A 15,183-nucleotide genomic window follows, 5' to 3' on the forward strand; every position below is an offset into this window, starting at 1 on the left:
CCGCGTGGTCTATTTACCTGAAAATAGCTGTAAGTCTCAAAGGCAGGTATAAAGCCTGTTTTACTTCTGTGAGCGCATCGGAGCGTAGCCCATTCTGACTCCTGAATTCTGAATTATGCTGTATAAAGATACCAACAACATTTAAGATTGCAATCTGTTTAATGCTGGAATTATTGATAGCACTGGGTAGTATATAGAACAAATACTTACTTATTTATTAGTGTTAACAGTGCTTTGATGATTGAAATCCTAGCCACACTTTCTGCCTCTGCGGCAGCAGGAATGAGAATAGGCATACCTTTGCTAATTATTGGATTATTGCAGGGTAGCAACTTGTGGTCACAAGTTCCTATTTTATCTCACATTTCTCCACCAATATTATTAGGCTGCCTCACTAGTTTGTCATTAATTGAATTATTAGTCTCAAAAAAGCTCTGGGGGCAAAGATTGCTCCAACTGATTCAGTTACTTATGTCTCCCTTCGTGGGCGCAATTATGGGGTTAGGAGTAGCTACCGCAACAGCAACCCCAAACTGGCTAATTGCCATGATTGGAGGTTTATTAGCTTTGGTACTCCAGCTTGTCCAAATTGGTTGGTTCTATCGGTTACGTGGCTTACCGTTGTGGGCAGTTTTTCTTCAAGATACCTTGTGCATTGCTCTAGTACTATTTGCCTTTGATGCTCCTTGGCAAGGAGGAGTAATTGCTTTAATAATGCTCTGGTTCGCAGTTCGTAGTGCGAAGCAGTGGTATGACTGGTATCGGCAGAAAAGTTAGGAGTTAAAAGTGAGAAGTTAGGAATGAAGATAGAAGTTAAGAGTGAAAAGTTAGCGAGAAAAATTTAAAACTCCTAACTCCTAACTCCTAACTCTTTTCATTTACTGCAAAAGCCCAATCATGTGCAAAAAGCCGTGACCGGTAATCAGCTCTACGATTAAGGCAATAAAACCCAGCATCGCAATCCGACCATTCCATACTTCAGCACTAGTTGTCAGACCCCACTCCCAACGCTCTTGAGGGTACATCTTGACCATCTTTTTCATTTGGGCAGCTTGCGAAAGCTTGAAACTGGGGTTTCTCAGCGCATCAATCACTAATTCAGCTAGTGCATTAATAAATACTGGATGGGTATTGGGAGCCGGTACGCGGCGGAAATTGTGAATTCCTGATTCTTCAGCTACTTCTCGATACTCAATATCAATTTCTTGTAGTGTCTCGATATGCTCTGAGACAAAACTGATAGGCACGACAACCAAATCTTTCACGCCTTGTGCGCCTAGTTCTTTGAGGGCATCTTCAGTATATGGTTGGAGCCATTCTACTGGGCCGACACGACTTTGGTAAGCTAAAGTGTGGGCATTAGGTCGATTGAGAGTCTGCATAATCAACGCAGTACATTCTTCAATTTCCATCTGGTAAGGGTCGCCTGCTTCTTCAACGTAGCTTTTCGGAACGCCATGAGCGCTGAAGAAGATATGAACTTCATCGGGGTTAGGGAATTGCTCAAGTTCCTGGGCTATGAGTTGCGCCATTGCTTGAAGATAGCCTGGTTGTTTATACCAAGAAGGAATGACGGTATAATCAATAGGTTGAAGTTTTGGATCTTCTTGCCAAAGCTTGTCTAAAAGCCGGAAACTGGAACCACTGGTACTGATAGAAAACTGGGGATATAGTGGTAATATTACCAGGTGTTCTACCTTATCTTGGGTAATTTGTGCGATCGCTTCTTCTGTATAGGGATGCCAATAACGCATTCCCACGTAAATATTAACTTCTTGCCCCAAAAAACCTAACTGTTCTTTTAAAGCTTCCCCTTGGGCTTCTGTAATCCGCCGCAATGGAGAACCACCACCAATTTGCTTATAATTTTCTTGAGATGTTCTGGTTCGCCGCGTGGCAATAAACCAGGCTAGGGGCTTTTGCAACCAGCGAAATGGTAGGCGAATAATTTCCGGATCAGAAAATAGATTGTACAAAAACGGCCCAACATCTTCTAGCTTATCAGGGCCACCGAGATTGAGTAATAAGACGCCTACACGACCCATAGCAGTTACTTTCCCCCAATCTTTTCAGGTTTTTTACTAATGTTAACAATATATCTTTATTAAATATAAAGCTTAATAGCAAGGAAATATGCAATGGCAACAATTTTAAGAGATTGGAGTTACCGTTATCAGTGGTTATATGATGGTATCTCTCGTTTAGCAGCCTTAAGTGTAGGTGGTGAAGCGCGTTTTCGGCAACTTGCTTTGCAAGGCTTAACAATTTACTCAGATACTCAGGTTTTAGATTTATGTTGTGGTAGTGGTCAAACGACGGAGTTTTTAGTAAAAACTTCACAAAATGTAACAGGTTTGGATGCTTCACCAAAGTCTTTGCAACGGGCGCGGCTAAATGTACCAGAAGCTTCATACATAGAAGCTTTTGCCGAAGAGATGCCATTTGCAGATAATTTGTTTGATGTGGTGCATACCAGCGTTGCATTACACGAGATGCAGCCTCAGCAATTACGAAAAATTATTAATGAAGTTTATCGAGTACTGAAGCCAGGAGGAGTGTTTACGCTGGTGGATTTTCACGCTCCGACAAATCCGATATTTTGGCCTGGGGTATCGGTGTTTTTGTTGTTGTTTGAGACGGAAACAGCTTGGGAATTACTGGAAACTGATTTGCCTGGATTGTTAACTGAGGCTGGGTTTGATGTGGGTGAGCCAACTTTATATGCAGGTGGTAGTTTGCAAGTGATACAGGCGAAGAAGTGAACAATACTGCTTTATTAATGGCAGGTTAAGATACTCTGCTATTAATAAAGTATAGGTGATTGTTATATTGAAATTAGCATGATGAAATTTTGAGGTTAATAACAAATGACACAGGAATTAATAGACCTCAGAACTTGCATCCAGGAAGGACGTTACGCAGATGCCTTAGTAATTGTTGATGAATTAGAGGGCATGAGTAAACAAGCTATTCTGCGGAATATCCAAGCTTATTTAAGGATTCTGCTGATTCATTTGATTAAAAACCAACTGGAGCAGCGATTAACTGGTTCATTGGCAGCTTCTATTCGTAACTCACTTATAGAAATTAAGAAACTTAATCTCAAAGACAATAAAAAATCCTCTTATATCAATTTCAACGAATGGGATACTTATATTGAAGATGAAATAGAAGTAGCAGTGCGTGATGCCAGTGTGGAAGTTTTGAATGGAATGTACAATGAATTCCAACTTACTGAAATGGTAGATAGAAACCAGATTATTCATACTGCTTTGAAGTTTTTGGCGCTAACTTATTCTTATTCAGCTAAGGAGTTACCCGCAACTGTGGCTGAAAATTTAACTCAGCTAGCCGGTGGAGAAGATTGGAAAGCAGGTAGGCGATAAAAAATGACCCAGGAACTTATAGACCTCAAAAAGAGTATTTTGGAAGGACGTTATGCAGATGCCTTAGCAATTGTAGATGAATTAGAAGGCATGAGCAAACAAGCTATTATGCGGAATATCCAAGCTTATTTAAACGTTCTGTTGATTCATTTAATTAAAAACCAAGTAGAACAACGTTTAACTGGTTCCTGGGCAAATTCTATTCGTAATTCAATCCGAGAAATTAAAAAGCTAAATATCAAAGATAATAAAAAATCTTACTATATTAATTTAGATGACTGGGATAAATTGATAGAAGAGGAAGTTATGGAAGATGCGATCGCTGATGCGAGCGAGGAAGTGATAAATGGTAAATTTACTCGCTCTCAGTTGTCAGCGATGTTAGATAAAAACCAGATTATAACTACAGCCACTAGTTTCCTGGCTTTAACATATACTTATTCACCAAAGGAATTACCAGCGATTATGGATGATTACCTTAGTCAGTTAGCTGGTGGAGAAGATTGGATAAATCGGGAAAAATAAAGCGATCGCTATTTGTTTGGTAAATCGCTTTGAGTCGGTCGCCGATGATAGCATAGATCGCAATTGTTTCATTTAACATGTGCCCCTCCGAATTTTCTAACTGGAGGGGATTTTGTTGCTGGCATTGCTGAATCATGGGATGATTTCGCTCATTTTTAAACGAATTATCAATGGTTTTAAGCGCTAATTAATCCCGCATTTATGCAACGCCTTGTTGCTTAAGTGGTCGCGTGCCTTAGCGGAGCTTACTGTAGGTATCGTACTCCTCCATAACTAGCAACTTGGGTTATTAGCAAATACGAGATAGTTGGTGTCATTAATGCTTGCTTCTTGGCACAGTTTTAGGCGTAGACGCTTTGCGGCTTGCCGTAGGCATCGCTTTGAGTCTCTTTGACTAAACCGAACGATAAATGCTGATTTTTCGTTGGTTCTTAACTTTGGTTGTGAGTAAGAGTAATTTAGATGCGTTTGCCCTGGTATTGCTTCTAACAAATCAACAGGACATAAATATATTATTTTTGTCCTTATTTTGATTAAATTAATCATTGAGGTTATGTAAAAAATACCTGAGAATAAAAATAGAGCACGAAAATTTTAAGCTCATCATAACTTCAACTACCTTGACGAGAGGAGAAAAAAATAAAATGGCTAATATCAAAATTTTTGATATACCTGCTGGTTCTGATTTGTTCTCTGATTCAGAAAGCTTTCTGACTGATTTAACTGACTATGATCTTACATCTGTTGTTGCTGGTGCTAGACCAAATACTCGGATTGTAGCTTCAGTTATTGTTACTGTTGCAATAACTATAGCTATATCTGGTCCAAGTGTTGCACTGATTACGGCAGTTTAATTAAAGTCCCTTAATTTAGATTTCACAAAACAGAATCTAAATTAAGGGACTTCCAAAAAATTTCTGGCTAGAGTTCAAACCTAACTCCATATTAATAAGGTAGCTCTAAAAAAAAATTAGGAATGAAAATCTCCATCTTTTTGGCTCTAGTTTCAATCCCTAATAGGGATTTTGATGAATTGCAATTCTTTGAGCCGGGGATTGATTTTGGTGAAAATGTGTTTCAATCCCTAATAGGGATTTTGATGAATTGCAATCTCCTTCATCAGGAGATTTCACAGGTTTAAAAGTTGTTTCAATCCCTAATAGGGATTTTGATGAATTGCAATAGGAGTACTTCAGGAGTTCATAAGCGCACAGAACAAGTTTCAATCCCTAATAGGGATTTTGATGAATTGCAATACAATTTTTATCAGTAAAAGCGTGACTTCAAGTTTCAATCCCTAATAGGGATTTTGATGAATTGCAATAGCGGGAGCCTGAAATTCAAGCTATATTTAGTTTTCAAGGTGCAGTTGCGCGATTCTAGAGCAATCATAGCATTAGAGAATTTCTTTGGAAGAGTGTTAGGAAAGGTTGAAGGCTGAAACTGAATTATTGTAAGCATTTCAGAGATTGCGCGGACGAATTTGGACAATTAGTGGGGTGAAACGCTTGCTGGTGTTGAGATAAAAGCACTTTTTTTAGGTTGTGAAATTTGTACACCTACCCCTCCGCGGTATTTGACCATACAGTAACCTAAATATAAGAGAACTTAGTAATTCAACGTAGAGATGATGAAAGAAATAACGCGCCGCAAATTTATTGCAACAGCTACAGTGGCGACAGGTTTTGCCCTCGCAGTACAACCCATTTCTGCCGGAGTCATCACTACTGATGCCAAGGGGTTGGTAGCTGGTGCGGTGAAAATTCCCGTCAAAGATGGCGAAATTCCTGCCTATAGAGCAGCACCAGCTACTGGTGATAATTTCCCCATTGTTCTGGTAATCCAGGAAATCTTTGGTGTACACGAGCATATCCAGGATATCACTCGTCGATTTGCTCGGTTGGGATATTTAGCGATCGCACCCGAATTATTTGTGCGTCAAGGCGATGTCTCGAAGTTAAGCAACATAGACGAAATTCGTCCAATTGTCGCCAAAGTACCAGATGCCCAAGTGTTATCCGATCTTGATGCGACGGTAGAGTGGGCAAAGAAATCAGCTAAGGGTAATGGCGAGAAGTTGGGAATTACAGGCTTCTGTTGGGGCGGTCGTATTACCTGGTTATATGCTGCACATAATCCCCAGGTAAAGGCAGGTGTAGCTTGGTATGGGAAACTTGTGGGCGATGCTACCAAACTTCAGCCCCAGTATCCCGTTGATATTGCATCAAAACTGACAGTCCCTATTCTCGGACTTTATGGTGGGAAAGATACTGGTATTACTCTTGATACAGTAGAGCAGATGCGCGATCGCTTAAAGTCCAACAGTAGCAAATCTGAAATTATCGTCTATCCCAATGCACCCCACGCATTTTTTGCCGATTATCGCCCCTCCTACCGCGAGAAAGAAGCTCAGGATGGTTGGAAACGACTCTTGGCATGGTTTAAGCAAAATGGTGTTTAAAAAATTAGCTACTCATGAACTGTGACGCTGAAAAAAGTCCCAAATTGTTTCACTGGCGTTTAGTCCCAGCTTGGCATTGAATTTGTTTAGGCTCTCGTCAGTTGAAGAACCACCAGGCCAGAAATGTCCACCGTTGACTACCGCTAGCTGCCAGACTTCGGAGTTGCCACTACAACCTGTGTAGATAGCGGTTTTCACTTTATCTTCAGAAAAATTCAAAGATGCATTCGATAAGGTACATCGATCGTGCGATCGCCAAAACTCTACCATGTCTGAGATCGAAACTAGCGCTCCTCGTTGAGTGTGGTCATCACCTTCAAAAAGTACGTCGCGATCGTTTGTACCGTTGATCGTTAGCATCGATATGGGAGTTTCAGGCTGGCAACTAGGTTTAAGTCTGGCTGGGAGGGAACCAGCTACTGATGCAAAACCAGCAATTTTATTAGGTAACTTACAAGCCAGTGCTTGGGTAAGTATGCCACCTCTAGAAAAACCAGTGGCATAAACTTTATGACTATCAATATTAAGTTGCTGCTGAAGATGATTAATCAAAGCACTGACAAACAAAACATCATCTACCTTTCCTTGAGCGTTACCTCTAAGACTCCATTTTTGGTCAATTCCATCTGGGTAAACAACAATAAATCCTTTTTGCTCTGCTAATTCATTGAAGCGGGTCACATTACTGATAGACCGACCATTACCATCATCTCCATGAAACACTAAAACTAACGGCATCGAGCGGTCTAGATTATAAGATTTTGGAGTGTAAAAATAGTAAGTACGTAATTTACCTTGATCGTATAGTTCTCCATAATTATCACCAATCAAGATTTTGTCTTTAGTTATACTTTTTTCATCAGCCTGAATTGAATCACAGGCTGTTACTAAACTAATTCCTAGTAGAAATATCAAAAGTTTTTTAAAAAACTGAGAATTTTGATATATATTCATGTTGATTAAATTGACTTATGTCAGCTATTTGTATTTACTTCTAAGTCTTATTCAGTAACCAAATTTTAACTAATAGAGGCTAACAACTAAAGTTGTTAGCCTCTATTTAGATATTAAACTCTGACATTTACAAACGAGCAGGAACTCTAACTTTAACCCACCTGTTACCGCGTCGTACTGTTTCCCAATGTGCAGGAATTAACTTTCGTTCATATCGGACGACAACAGGTCTACGCACAATAGCAGCTCTATGAACATTGGGTCTAACAATAATTTCTGCTGCTGATGCTTGTGACGGTAAGGAGGAAATTGCAAATGGTAGAGCAAGTAATGTACCTAATAAAATACGTTTCATCTTCAAATCTCCATTCCATTATTTTTTTGAGTTTTATACAGTATTTATCAATATTTTGTGAACAGATATTCTTACCTATTAACTTTATAGGAAGCTTTGTTTGTTGCACGAGTTAATTGATTTGCTGTATTGTTCTGAGTTTAAGATACTAAATCAGAAAACACAGTGGAATAAAGTCATAATTTCAGTATGACTTTATTCACATTTGGAACTTTGGAAAAAAAAGGAGTTTAGAAACTCCTCTAGTGTTAGTATTATTTATTACTTAACTAGTTAGTTTTACTGAATTTTATATACGATCATAGCAATCAATACCGCAAGACCTAGCGCTCTGCGAAAATAATTAACGCCTTGAAATATCTCCATCCATGCCCAAGTAAACAAGGAGCCATTTGCCAGAAAGTCTAACACTGTATTGATTTTACCACTTGTAAAAACTAGGGTTAGTAAACTAGCTACTATCCAAAGAATCAGTGGTGGGTTTGGCATTTGAGCCAAAACAATTTTGCCATTGCTGTCACGGAAGGTTTTATCAACTAACGTATTTTCCATTGTTTGAGATTGCTACTTAGGTAATAGTGATTAACTTGCAAAAATTACTGAGTGATGTATTGATAAGAAGCTGAGGTTTAATTGCAAGTTCTTTAATAATATTAAAACATTAAACCAATTCTATTTTCACCCATCTAATTGCTGAGATTAGAGCAGTAAAGGATATTCATATATAACTATATTGAAAGACATACTTGTACCAATTAAATTAATGATTGCAACACATCTTTAGGTCAAGATGTGATGAAGCGCGTCTCTACAAATGGTCTATTTGTTGTATTCTTTTTTCTGGTATTGCACAAAATTCACCAATACATATTTGTTCCTTTTCTTTCTTCTATATCAGATGCTATGCGTAGCTTGCTTCTGCGTAAGAGTATGCGTCCTGAACATAGAAAAGCCTCCCATTCCGGGAGGCTAAAAAGTTAGCGGAGACAACTTGTTAAACTACGGTGCAACTACACCAATCGCTCCTCCTAATGCAGAGAAAATGGCGGAGACGAATGCTGTGGCAAATAGCCACCACGCTGCTGTAGCTGCGGCTTTGCGGGTTTCTTCTGCTTGCCGCTGTGCTTGATGCTTGACCTGTTCTAGACGGCGTTGGGCTTCATGCTGTATGCGTTCTGCACGTTGCAATACTGTGTTGCGTGCCCGTTCAATTTGGTCGATGATCCCGTTGGCATCTTCTTCGGAGATGTCCTCACGAGAACTCATAATTGCCACTAGGGTATCACGGTCAAAGGAGGACAAGCGATCGCGCAGGGCATCAAATCCCGCCTGGGGATCGTCAAAAACTGTGCGAATATCGCGCTTAATACTATCATAATTAAGTTCTGGGCGATCCAAGGAGTTGAGATAGTTACGAATGCGGCCAAAAACCCCATCAATTGCATCTTGAATGCCCCGTTGGATGTTCCGCACTTGTTCGACAAATTGATCCCTTACGGACACCATATTATCGGCAATCCGCGCTGCTTCTTCATCAGAAATATCTTCCCGAATTTTCAGTAGAGCGATGATGGTATCACGGTCAAACTGAGAAAGGCGATCGCCAAAACTTTCCACCCCAACTCGCGGATCGTGCAACAATAATTGCAAGTCGCGTTTGATACCTTCGGGATTGAGTTCTTCTTTGCCAGTTTGGCGGAGATACTCTTCTAGATAAGCTTTGAATGTTTCTGCTCTTTGTTGTGTACGGCTAGCTAGGCGACGAGGCGCACGCACAAAGTTACGAATCGAATTCTGGGTGGAATCAATGATTTCATTGACTTGTTCTTCACTCAAGTCTTGGCGTTGACTGAGCAATTTCACCAGTGTATCCCGGTCTAACTGCGACAAGCGACGACGCAGTGCGACGGCTCCCTCTTTGGGATTTTCAAACAATTTGGTCAAATCTCGCTGAATACCTTCTGGATTCAGTTCTTGTTTACCAGTATTCCGTAGATAATCTGCGATCGTTGTTGTTACAGAGTCGTATTGCTCTTTAGCTTTATCTACTACGGCTTGGGGTGTGTGGCGAATACTATGCCATGACTCTTCAGTAGTATCGATGATTTGATTAACTTGATCTTCACTCAAATCTTCTCGCTGACTCAACAATTGTACTAAGGTATCGCGGTCAAAGCGAGACAAGCGCGCCCGAATTGAGCTAATCCCAGCTTGAGGATCTTCTAGTAGCTTTTTGAAGTCGGCGCGGATGGCATCAGGATTCAGTTCTGATTTTCCAGTGTTACGCAGATATGATTCTACATTCAGCCACAGGGTTTCTGCTTGATATTGTGCCTGTTCTGCTAGTCCTTTGGATTCTACCAAAACGCGATCGCGTTGTTTTTCCAACTCATCGACAATGCTATCTACTTCATATAGCTGGACATCATTACGTTGTAGCAATATCTCCCGAATTTCTTGGCGGTCAAGGTGCGCTAGTCGCAATGTCAGGGTTTCATAATCTGCCTCTGAGTCATCCAACAGTGGTTTAAAATTCTGCTCAATGCCTTCGGATGTCAAATCTGCCTTGGGAGTAACGAGTAGATAACTTTCTACTGCGCGTTGCAAGTCTTGGACGATATCTCTTTCTTCAATAGCTCTGACTGTTACTAGCACTTCTTGGCGGACAGTTTCTAGCTGATTGGCAATGCGCTGGATTTGACCTTGGGTAAGCAATCCCCGTTGTTGGAGAATTTTGACGAAATCATTGCGAGATAGTCGTTCTAGTTCCCTACGGACGATTCCAGGGTCAGCAGCTGGATCGTAGATGACATCATGAAATTCCTGGGCAATTCTTTCTGGACTCAGTTGCCAAGCATAAGTATTGTAGAGGTAGTTTTCGATATCAGCCCGAATTGGGCTATAGGGTTGTGATGGTGTTGGCAACCCTAGCTTATCTGCTTGTTGAGTGACTTTATCTTTGGCGGTGGTGAGACTACGCAAGATTTTTTCCACATCCAAATCAGGCAAATCTGCCCGTCCCAGCACAGTGGCGGTTAAGGCGGATAGTCCTTGCTGGATTGTACTTTGAATTGGCCCAGAGGCTGACTTTTGGTCAGATTCTTTGGAATCACCTTTTTCTGCTAATAACCGATCCAGTTTGGCGTTGAGTTCATCTGTTTTGGTTTGTCCTGGTGGGAGTGATTTCAAATAATCCATTAACTCACCCAAACGGTCTTCGGTGGGTGGTTGCTGACCCACCACTTGCTGCCAAACTTTATACAAGGTATCAGCAATCCGGCTAACGTCTTTTTTGGAAAGATCGGTGCGGCTGCTGACTAACTCGATAAACTTTTTGCGGTCGATGTTGCGGATATCTGGAGTCCCCGCGATCGCTTTTAATTGTGGATCGTTGAGTAAATTTTCAAAATCACTCCGAATCTTTGACACATCGAGTTCTGGAGGACGGAGCTTTTCTAAGTAATCTTCAATGTTTTCCCGGATACTCACGGGGTCAATGGCGCTTCCTAGTTCTCGACGGACAGCGGCGGCGGCGGCTTCGGCTGTGGCTACCACTTGGTTATTCACAGCTTTCGCACCTAGTGCGGCGGTAGCAGTCCCCATAATCGCTTGAAACCCAGATGTTGCCGTATTGACAACTGAGCCAATTAAGGAGCCTACGGTGGTGGAACTTACCCAAACTAGGAGCAAAAAGTAAGCACCCCAAATCACCAAACCGAGAATCGCTCCCAATCCTCGGTCTGAGATCACAAGGCTCAATTTTACTGCTAGATAAGAAGCGATTAATAAGGCGACCGTCACAGTGAATAATGTCCAAATCCCTACTGCTGTGCCGATTTTGCGAATACTGCCGCCCAAATTTCCGGCTTCCCCATTATCTGAATCCGAATCAGATGAGTGCCCCAGGTAGGAAATACCGGCTGCAAGGGAGAGATTAGTTAGAACTAATTGGAAAGCAAAGGCTAGAATCACACCAGAGATTAAAGCCACAAAAAAGCGCGGCCCAGAAATGAGAGCCGAGGCCTGTACTGGCGTGACATTTGAGGGTTCTCCTGGAACCTGTGCTAACCATAATAGTGGTTTATAGAGTCCCACTATGATTTCCGTACTTTGGAACATTGGATTTCCTTCTACCTACTAAGTTTAAATTTGGGGGAATTAAAGAATTTCTTGAGAAGCAACTCTTAGTATTTATGTTTGTACCTATGGCAATACCTAACTCTTTAGATCAGAATCGTAGAATTTAGCTGCTTAAAGCATCTCTCCAAGGGCTGAAAACTGTATCCAGCGGAAGATATAACTTTTAGTTTCTCTCAGTATTAATAATTGATAAAATTAACAACCATTATTTATTATGTAACGCTAATTTTTAATTTTAATTGCTTACTTTATAGTGAGTGATTCATTTAAATACTAGTTTGCTTGCAGATAATAGTTTAAATTTATTTAAATATCTATTTTTTATCACCCTCTCTAGATGGATTTACTTTAACAATACCTTTTTGATCGTCGTCCATAAGAAGTGCTTGTGGTTTGTGCCTACAGGCAGAAAGCATTCTAGTTATTAATAGCTACATTAAAGTTAACAAACGAATCGTTGAGGTCAAAAAATGGCAACTTGTTTTTCCAGACATTTGCCAATAATTTGAACAGAATAAAATCATTGCGATCGCAATGATTTTCTGTTTGCCCAAACTCCTCAAGCCGAGATATGGAACCGTCGTTTGGCAATAATTAGCTTTATTGCGTATTTACTTTGGGGCTTAGTTGACTATAGCGTTCTGCATGGCATTTTGCGCTTGATTGGTTAGGAAAGCATTTAAAAAATCAAAAACTAACTTGATTTGGAAGGAAAAACAATGGAAACTCGTTCATCTACTGATTTACCACCTATTCCTAAAGCTTACAATGGCCGCGATCGCAATGAATTTCTGTTTGGTTTTACTCCCCAAGCCGAAATTTGGAATGGTCGCTTGGCAGCCATTGGATTTCTTGCCTATTTACTTTGGGATTTAGCTGGTTATAGCGTCCTGCGTGATGTATTGCACCTAATTGGCTACTAGAAACTAAACACCTAAAAAGCTACTAAATTTTGGAGAAAAAAATGGCAACTCAAGAAACTCGTCCTTCTACCGATTTACCAGTTGTGGCACCCGAATACAACGGCGTAGACCGTAACGCATTTTTATTTGGTTGGACTCCTCAAGCCGAAATTTGGAATGGTCGTTTGGCGGCTATTGGATTCCTTGCTTATTTACTTTGGGATTTAGCTGGTTATAGCGTCCTGCGTGATGTGTTGCACCTAATTGGCTACTAGTAAGTAGGTAGTCTGCCACAAGCATTATCACAGGTTAAGATAGTTCGTAGCAAGTACTTAAGTACTTGCTACAACCTTATCAAAAAATTGAACAACTTGCCCTTTTACTGATTTACCAACTATTGCATCAGAATACAACTGCGTCAGTTTTCCATACTTCCTTCCCGAAGTTTAATTGGTTATATGGTAGTGAAAAAAGCCACCTAAAACTAGGTGGCTTTTCTATAATAAAAATTACTTAAATTTCCAACAGCGATTATTCCTCAATACAACTGGGAATACCCAAAACAGCACAGGGAAAATTAAAACCTAAAGCCTCAATCATCGGATGATTGACAGAGTTGCAACCTAGAAATAGAATATCAGCAGCTTCTGATTCAACAACTTTGTTCAGTTCTATAGCAATAGAGCCAAACCGCAGGTGAGATTTGAAGGAACCTTGCCATTCTTCGGCCAGACTTCGGGCTTGCCAGAGAATTATATCTGCTTGTTGTAGGGGAGCGATCGCTGTCTGTAATTTGGGTTGAGTTAATACCTGTGTGACAGACTTTGATACCTGACTAACTTCACATTCCAACGAAGGCTGTTGTTGGGGAAAAGTCAAGATATTTGGATACTGAATACTTTGATTATCTTCTATTACATAAACGGCTTGAACTGTAACTTCTGCATTAGTGGCTAAACGCGTTTGATGGGCAATCCAAAAGGCAATATCTAATGCTGTATGACTGTTAGGAGATGCGTCATAAGCAACAATTAGATTAACTCCTTTTGCTGTTTGAGGTTTTTTAGAAAAAGGTTTTTTTGGTTCTGGCAACAGTACCATTTGTTCAATTAAGTCATCCCGACCTGTGGCACTTTGCAGACGTGCTAACATTGGCTTGATTTGCACAGCTTTACTTCTCCAATGAAATGAATTAGCAATGAGAAGCAGGGCGACCAATTTGAGATTTTGGACTTCGGCTACGCTCAGTCGAAGGATTTTGGATTTTAGATTGAGTGACGATAACCAAAATTTCAAATCTTAAATCAGTCAAGGAAACCCCAATAATAACTGTATTACAGCCAAAGTCTTGGGGGTTCCTTCCATTGCCTACGGAGTTAGCTGACGGGCTAAGACTGGAAGGTGTCTCTCTCTGAGCAGTACTGAGTGCTGAGTGCTGAGTTAATATTAATAATTCCTAACTCTTAACTCCTCACTTTCTATGAGATACGCCCCACAATATGGTTCCTCCGTTCCAAATCCAGCTTTCATGAATTTGAATTAGGCTACCCACTAAAAAAAATGATAATCTAATTTACTCGTCTTGGGCAAAATATCGATCCAGGAAATTCAGGGCGTGGTTGCGGAGTTCAAAATACTCTTTTGAGTTTCGCATGGCGGCGCGATCGCGCGGACGCTCAAAAGGAACTTCTAAAATTTCTCCGATACTAGCAGCCGGGCCATTGGTCATCAAGACGATGCGATCGGACATATAAATTGCTTCGTCTACATCGTGGGTAATCATCATCACTGCTTGACGATTATTTTCCCAAATATCCAATACCTGCTGCTCTAATTTGCCACGAGTTAGTGCATCTAGCGCCCCAAAAGGTTCATCCATTAGCAACATTTTGGGGCGAATTGCTAAGGCTCTGGCAATACCTACTCGTTGTTTCATACCTCCAGAAATTTCATCGGGATATTTGTCAGCCGCCGCCGTCAAGTTTACCATTGCCAAGTGTTGATTTACAATGCTGATTTTTTCAGAGCGATTAGCATTTTTTAACACTTCATCTACGGCTAAACGGATATTTTCTCGTACTGTTAACCAAGGTAACAGCGAATAGTTCTGAAATACCATCATCCTTTCGGCTCCCGGCTGACGAATTTCTTTCCCATCTAGCCTGACTGAGCCGGAAGTTGCTTTTTCTAAACCAGCTACTATCTTTAATAGAGTTGATTTCCCACAACCTGAGTGACCAATTACAGAAATATATTCATCTTCACCAATCGTAAGATTAACCCCATCTAAGACAACAAAATTATCTTTATCAGGTGTCGGATAAGACTTGACTAAATTTTCAATTTCTAAAAATCCAGGGCGGGGCAGAACTTGGTTCTGAGTATTAATCGGTAATGAGGTATATTCCATCATCAAATGCTCCGCAAATAATTTAGTCAATCAATATTTAAACTCGGAAT

Annotated in this window: 15 protein-coding genes, 1 pseudogene, 1 CRISPR repeat array and 1 riboswitch; of the genes and pseudogenes, 9 read left to right on the top strand and 7 right to left on the bottom strand. The window is 40.6% G+C overall.

Annotated elements, in window-relative coordinates; all coding sequences use genetic code 11:
- Nucleotides 1-237: 237 nt before the first annotated feature.
- Nucleotides 238-777, top strand: a complete 540-nt coding sequence (locus tag HWQ42_RS21800; RefSeq protein WP_292816077.1) for a DUF4126 domain-containing protein — start codon at nucleotides 238-240, stop codon at nucleotides 775-777.
- 101 nt (nucleotides 778-878) lie between these two features.
- On the opposite strand, the gene hemH is transcribed toward HWQ42_RS21800, so the two are convergent.
- Complete coding sequence (gene hemH, locus HWQ42_RS21805; RefSeq protein WP_292816079.1) at nucleotides 879-2,045, bottom strand: ferrochelatase; 1,167 nt, start codon at nucleotides 2,043-2,045, stop codon at nucleotides 879-881.
- 93 nt (nucleotides 2,046-2,138) lie between these two features.
- Between hemH and HWQ42_RS21810 the strand changes: the two genes are divergently transcribed.
- The 5 genes from HWQ42_RS21810 to HWQ42_RS21830 all read left to right on the top strand — a co-directional run bounded on the left by HWQ42_RS21810 (nucleotide 2,139) and on the right by HWQ42_RS21830 (nucleotide 6,372).
- Nucleotides 2,139-2,762 (top strand): class I SAM-dependent methyltransferase, encoded by a 624-nt coding sequence (locus HWQ42_RS21810; RefSeq protein WP_292816080.1) that lies wholly within the window; start codon nucleotides 2,139-2,141, stop codon nucleotides 2,760-2,762.
- A gap of 105 nt (nucleotides 2,763-2,867) precedes the next feature.
- Nucleotides 2,868-3,386 carry a hypothetical protein gene (locus HWQ42_RS21815; protein ID WP_292816082.1) on the top strand — a complete coding sequence of 173 codons (519 nt, stop codon included), beginning with the start codon at nucleotides 2,868-2,870 and terminating at the stop codon, nucleotides 3,384-3,386.
- A gap of 3 nt (nucleotides 3,387-3,389) precedes the next feature.
- Nucleotides 3,390-3,911, top strand: coding sequence for a DUF29 family protein (locus HWQ42_RS21820; RefSeq protein WP_292816083.1), 522 nt, complete (start codon nucleotides 3,390-3,392; stop codon nucleotides 3,909-3,911).
- Nucleotides 3,912-4,555: 644 nt separating this feature from the next.
- Entirely contained in the window at nucleotides 4,556-4,765 is a 210-nt protein-coding gene (locus HWQ42_RS21825) for a hypothetical protein (protein WP_292816085.1), read from the top strand.
- Between the two features lie 149 nt (nucleotides 4,766-4,914).
- A CRISPR array of direct repeats spans nucleotides 4,915-5,235; the repeat unit is 37 nt; unit sequence GTTTCAATCCCTAATAGGGATTTTGATGAATTGCAAT.
- 306 nt (nucleotides 5,236-5,541) lie between these two features.
- Complete coding sequence (locus HWQ42_RS21830) at nucleotides 5,542-6,372, top strand: dienelactone hydrolase family protein (RefSeq protein ID WP_292816122.1); 831 nt, start codon at nucleotides 5,542-5,544, stop codon at nucleotides 6,370-6,372.
- 12 nt (nucleotides 6,373-6,384) lie between these two features.
- On the opposite strand, the gene HWQ42_RS21835 is transcribed toward HWQ42_RS21830, so the two are convergent.
- From HWQ42_RS21835 to HWQ42_RS21850, 4 genes are all read right to left on the bottom strand, one after another.
- On the bottom strand, nucleotides 6,385-7,326 hold the full coding sequence (locus tag HWQ42_RS21835) for a PHB depolymerase family esterase (protein ID WP_292816087.1): 942 nt from the start codon (nucleotides 7,324-7,326) through the stop codon (nucleotides 6,385-6,387).
- Nucleotides 7,327-7,453: 127 nt separating this feature from the next.
- Nucleotides 7,454-7,681 (bottom strand): hypothetical protein, encoded by a 228-nt coding sequence (locus HWQ42_RS21840; protein ID WP_292816089.1) that lies wholly within the window; start codon nucleotides 7,679-7,681, stop codon nucleotides 7,454-7,456.
- A 279-nt stretch (nucleotides 7,682-7,960) separates the two neighbouring features.
- Nucleotides 7,961-8,233 (bottom strand): hypothetical protein, encoded by a 273-nt coding sequence (locus HWQ42_RS21845; RefSeq protein WP_292737356.1) that lies wholly within the window; start codon nucleotides 8,231-8,233, stop codon nucleotides 7,961-7,963.
- 447 nt (nucleotides 8,234-8,680) lie between these two features.
- On the bottom strand, nucleotides 8,681-11,800 hold the full coding sequence (locus tag HWQ42_RS21850) for an MFS transporter (RefSeq protein WP_292816090.1): 3,120 nt from the start codon (nucleotides 11,798-11,800) through the stop codon (nucleotides 8,681-8,683).
- 491 nt (nucleotides 11,801-12,291) lie between these two features.
- Here HWQ42_RS21850 and HWQ42_RS21855 point away from each other — a divergent pair.
- The 3 genes and pseudogenes from HWQ42_RS21855 (at nucleotide 12,292) to HWQ42_RS21865 (ending at nucleotide 12,998) form a co-directional block, all read left to right on the top strand.
- Nucleotides 12,292-12,492 (top strand): annotated as a pseudogene (locus tag HWQ42_RS21855) (high light inducible protein).
- A gap of 48 nt (nucleotides 12,493-12,540) precedes the next feature.
- Nucleotides 12,541-12,744, top strand: a complete 204-nt coding sequence (locus tag HWQ42_RS21860) for a high light inducible protein (protein WP_292816092.1) — start codon at nucleotides 12,541-12,543, stop codon at nucleotides 12,742-12,744.
- A gap of 41 nt (nucleotides 12,745-12,785) precedes the next feature.
- Nucleotides 12,786-12,998 (top strand): high light inducible protein, encoded by a 213-nt coding sequence (locus tag HWQ42_RS21865; protein WP_292737362.1) that lies wholly within the window; start codon nucleotides 12,786-12,788, stop codon nucleotides 12,996-12,998.
- Nucleotides 12,999-13,254: 256 nt separating this feature from the next.
- Here the strand turns inward: HWQ42_RS21865 and HWQ42_RS21870 are convergent, their stop codons facing one another.
- Entirely contained in the window at nucleotides 13,255-13,875 is a 621-nt protein-coding gene (locus HWQ42_RS21870; protein ID WP_292737426.1) for a universal stress protein, read from the bottom strand.
- A gap of 201 nt (nucleotides 13,876-14,076) precedes the next feature.
- A riboswitch (cyclic di-AMP (ydaO/yuaA leader) is annotated at nucleotides 14,077-14,279 on the bottom strand.
- A gap of 17 nt (nucleotides 14,280-14,296) precedes the next feature.
- Nucleotides 14,297-15,133, bottom strand: a complete 837-nt coding sequence (locus tag HWQ42_RS21875; RefSeq protein WP_292816124.1) for a nitrate ABC transporter ATP-binding protein — start codon at nucleotides 15,131-15,133, stop codon at nucleotides 14,297-14,299.
- Between the last annotated feature and the right edge of the window lie 50 nt (nucleotides 15,134-15,183).

The sequence above is a fragment of the Nostoc sp. JL23 genome, assembly GCF_017115065.1.
Classification (GTDB): Bacteria; Cyanobacteriota; Cyanobacteriia; order Cyanobacteriales; family Nostocaceae; genus Nostoc; species Nostoc punctiforme_A.

What these genes read in the sequence shown, in the direction of transcription:
- HWQ42_RS21800 (WP_292816077.1), top strand. Translation starts at nt 238, where the DNA reads ATGATTGAAATCCTAGCCACACTTTCTGCCTCTGCGGCAGCAGGAATG.
- hemH (WP_292816079.1), bottom strand. Translation starts at nt 2,045, where the DNA reads ATGGGTCGTGTAGGCGTCTTATTACTCAATCTCGGTGGCCCTGATAAG.
- HWQ42_RS21810 (WP_292816080.1), top strand. Translation starts at nt 2,139, where the DNA reads ATGGCAACAATTTTAAGAGATTGGAGTTACCGTTATCAGTGGTTATAT.
- HWQ42_RS21815 (WP_292816082.1), top strand. Translation starts at nt 2,868, where the DNA reads ATGACACAGGAATTAATAGACCTCAGAACTTGCATCCAGGAAGGACGT.
- HWQ42_RS21820 (WP_292816083.1), top strand. Translation starts at nt 3,390, where the DNA reads ATGACCCAGGAACTTATAGACCTCAAAAAGAGTATTTTGGAAGGACGT.
- HWQ42_RS21825 (WP_292816085.1), top strand. Translation starts at nt 4,556, where the DNA reads ATGGCTAATATCAAAATTTTTGATATACCTGCTGGTTCTGATTTGTTC.
- HWQ42_RS21830 (WP_292816122.1), top strand. Translation starts at nt 5,542, where the DNA reads ATGAAAGAAATAACGCGCCGCAAATTTATTGCAACAGCTACAGTGGCG.
- HWQ42_RS21835 (WP_292816087.1), bottom strand. Translation starts at nt 7,326, where the DNA reads ATGAATATATATCAAAATTCTCAGTTTTTTAAAAAACTTTTGATATTT.
- HWQ42_RS21840 (WP_292816089.1), bottom strand. Translation starts at nt 7,681, where the DNA reads ATGAAACGTATTTTATTAGGTACATTACTTGCTCTACCATTTGCAATT.
- HWQ42_RS21845 (WP_292737356.1), bottom strand. Translation starts at nt 8,233, where the DNA reads ATGGAAAATACGTTAGTTGATAAAACCTTCCGTGACAGCAATGGCAAA.
- HWQ42_RS21850 (WP_292816090.1), bottom strand. Translation starts at nt 11,800, where the DNA reads ATGTTCCAAAGTACGGAAATCATAGTGGGACTCTATAAACCACTATTA.
- HWQ42_RS21860 (WP_292816092.1), top strand. Translation starts at nt 12,541, where the DNA reads ATGGAAACTCGTTCATCTACTGATTTACCACCTATTCCTAAAGCTTAC.
- HWQ42_RS21865 (WP_292737362.1), top strand. Translation starts at nt 12,786, where the DNA reads ATGGCAACTCAAGAAACTCGTCCTTCTACCGATTTACCAGTTGTGGCA.
- HWQ42_RS21870 (WP_292737426.1), bottom strand. Translation starts at nt 13,875, where the DNA reads ATGTTAGCACGTCTGCAAAGTGCCACAGGTCGGGATGACTTAATTGAA.
- HWQ42_RS21875 (WP_292816124.1), bottom strand. Translation starts at nt 15,133, where the DNA reads ATGGAATATACCTCATTACCGATTAATACTCAGAACCAAGTTCTGCCC.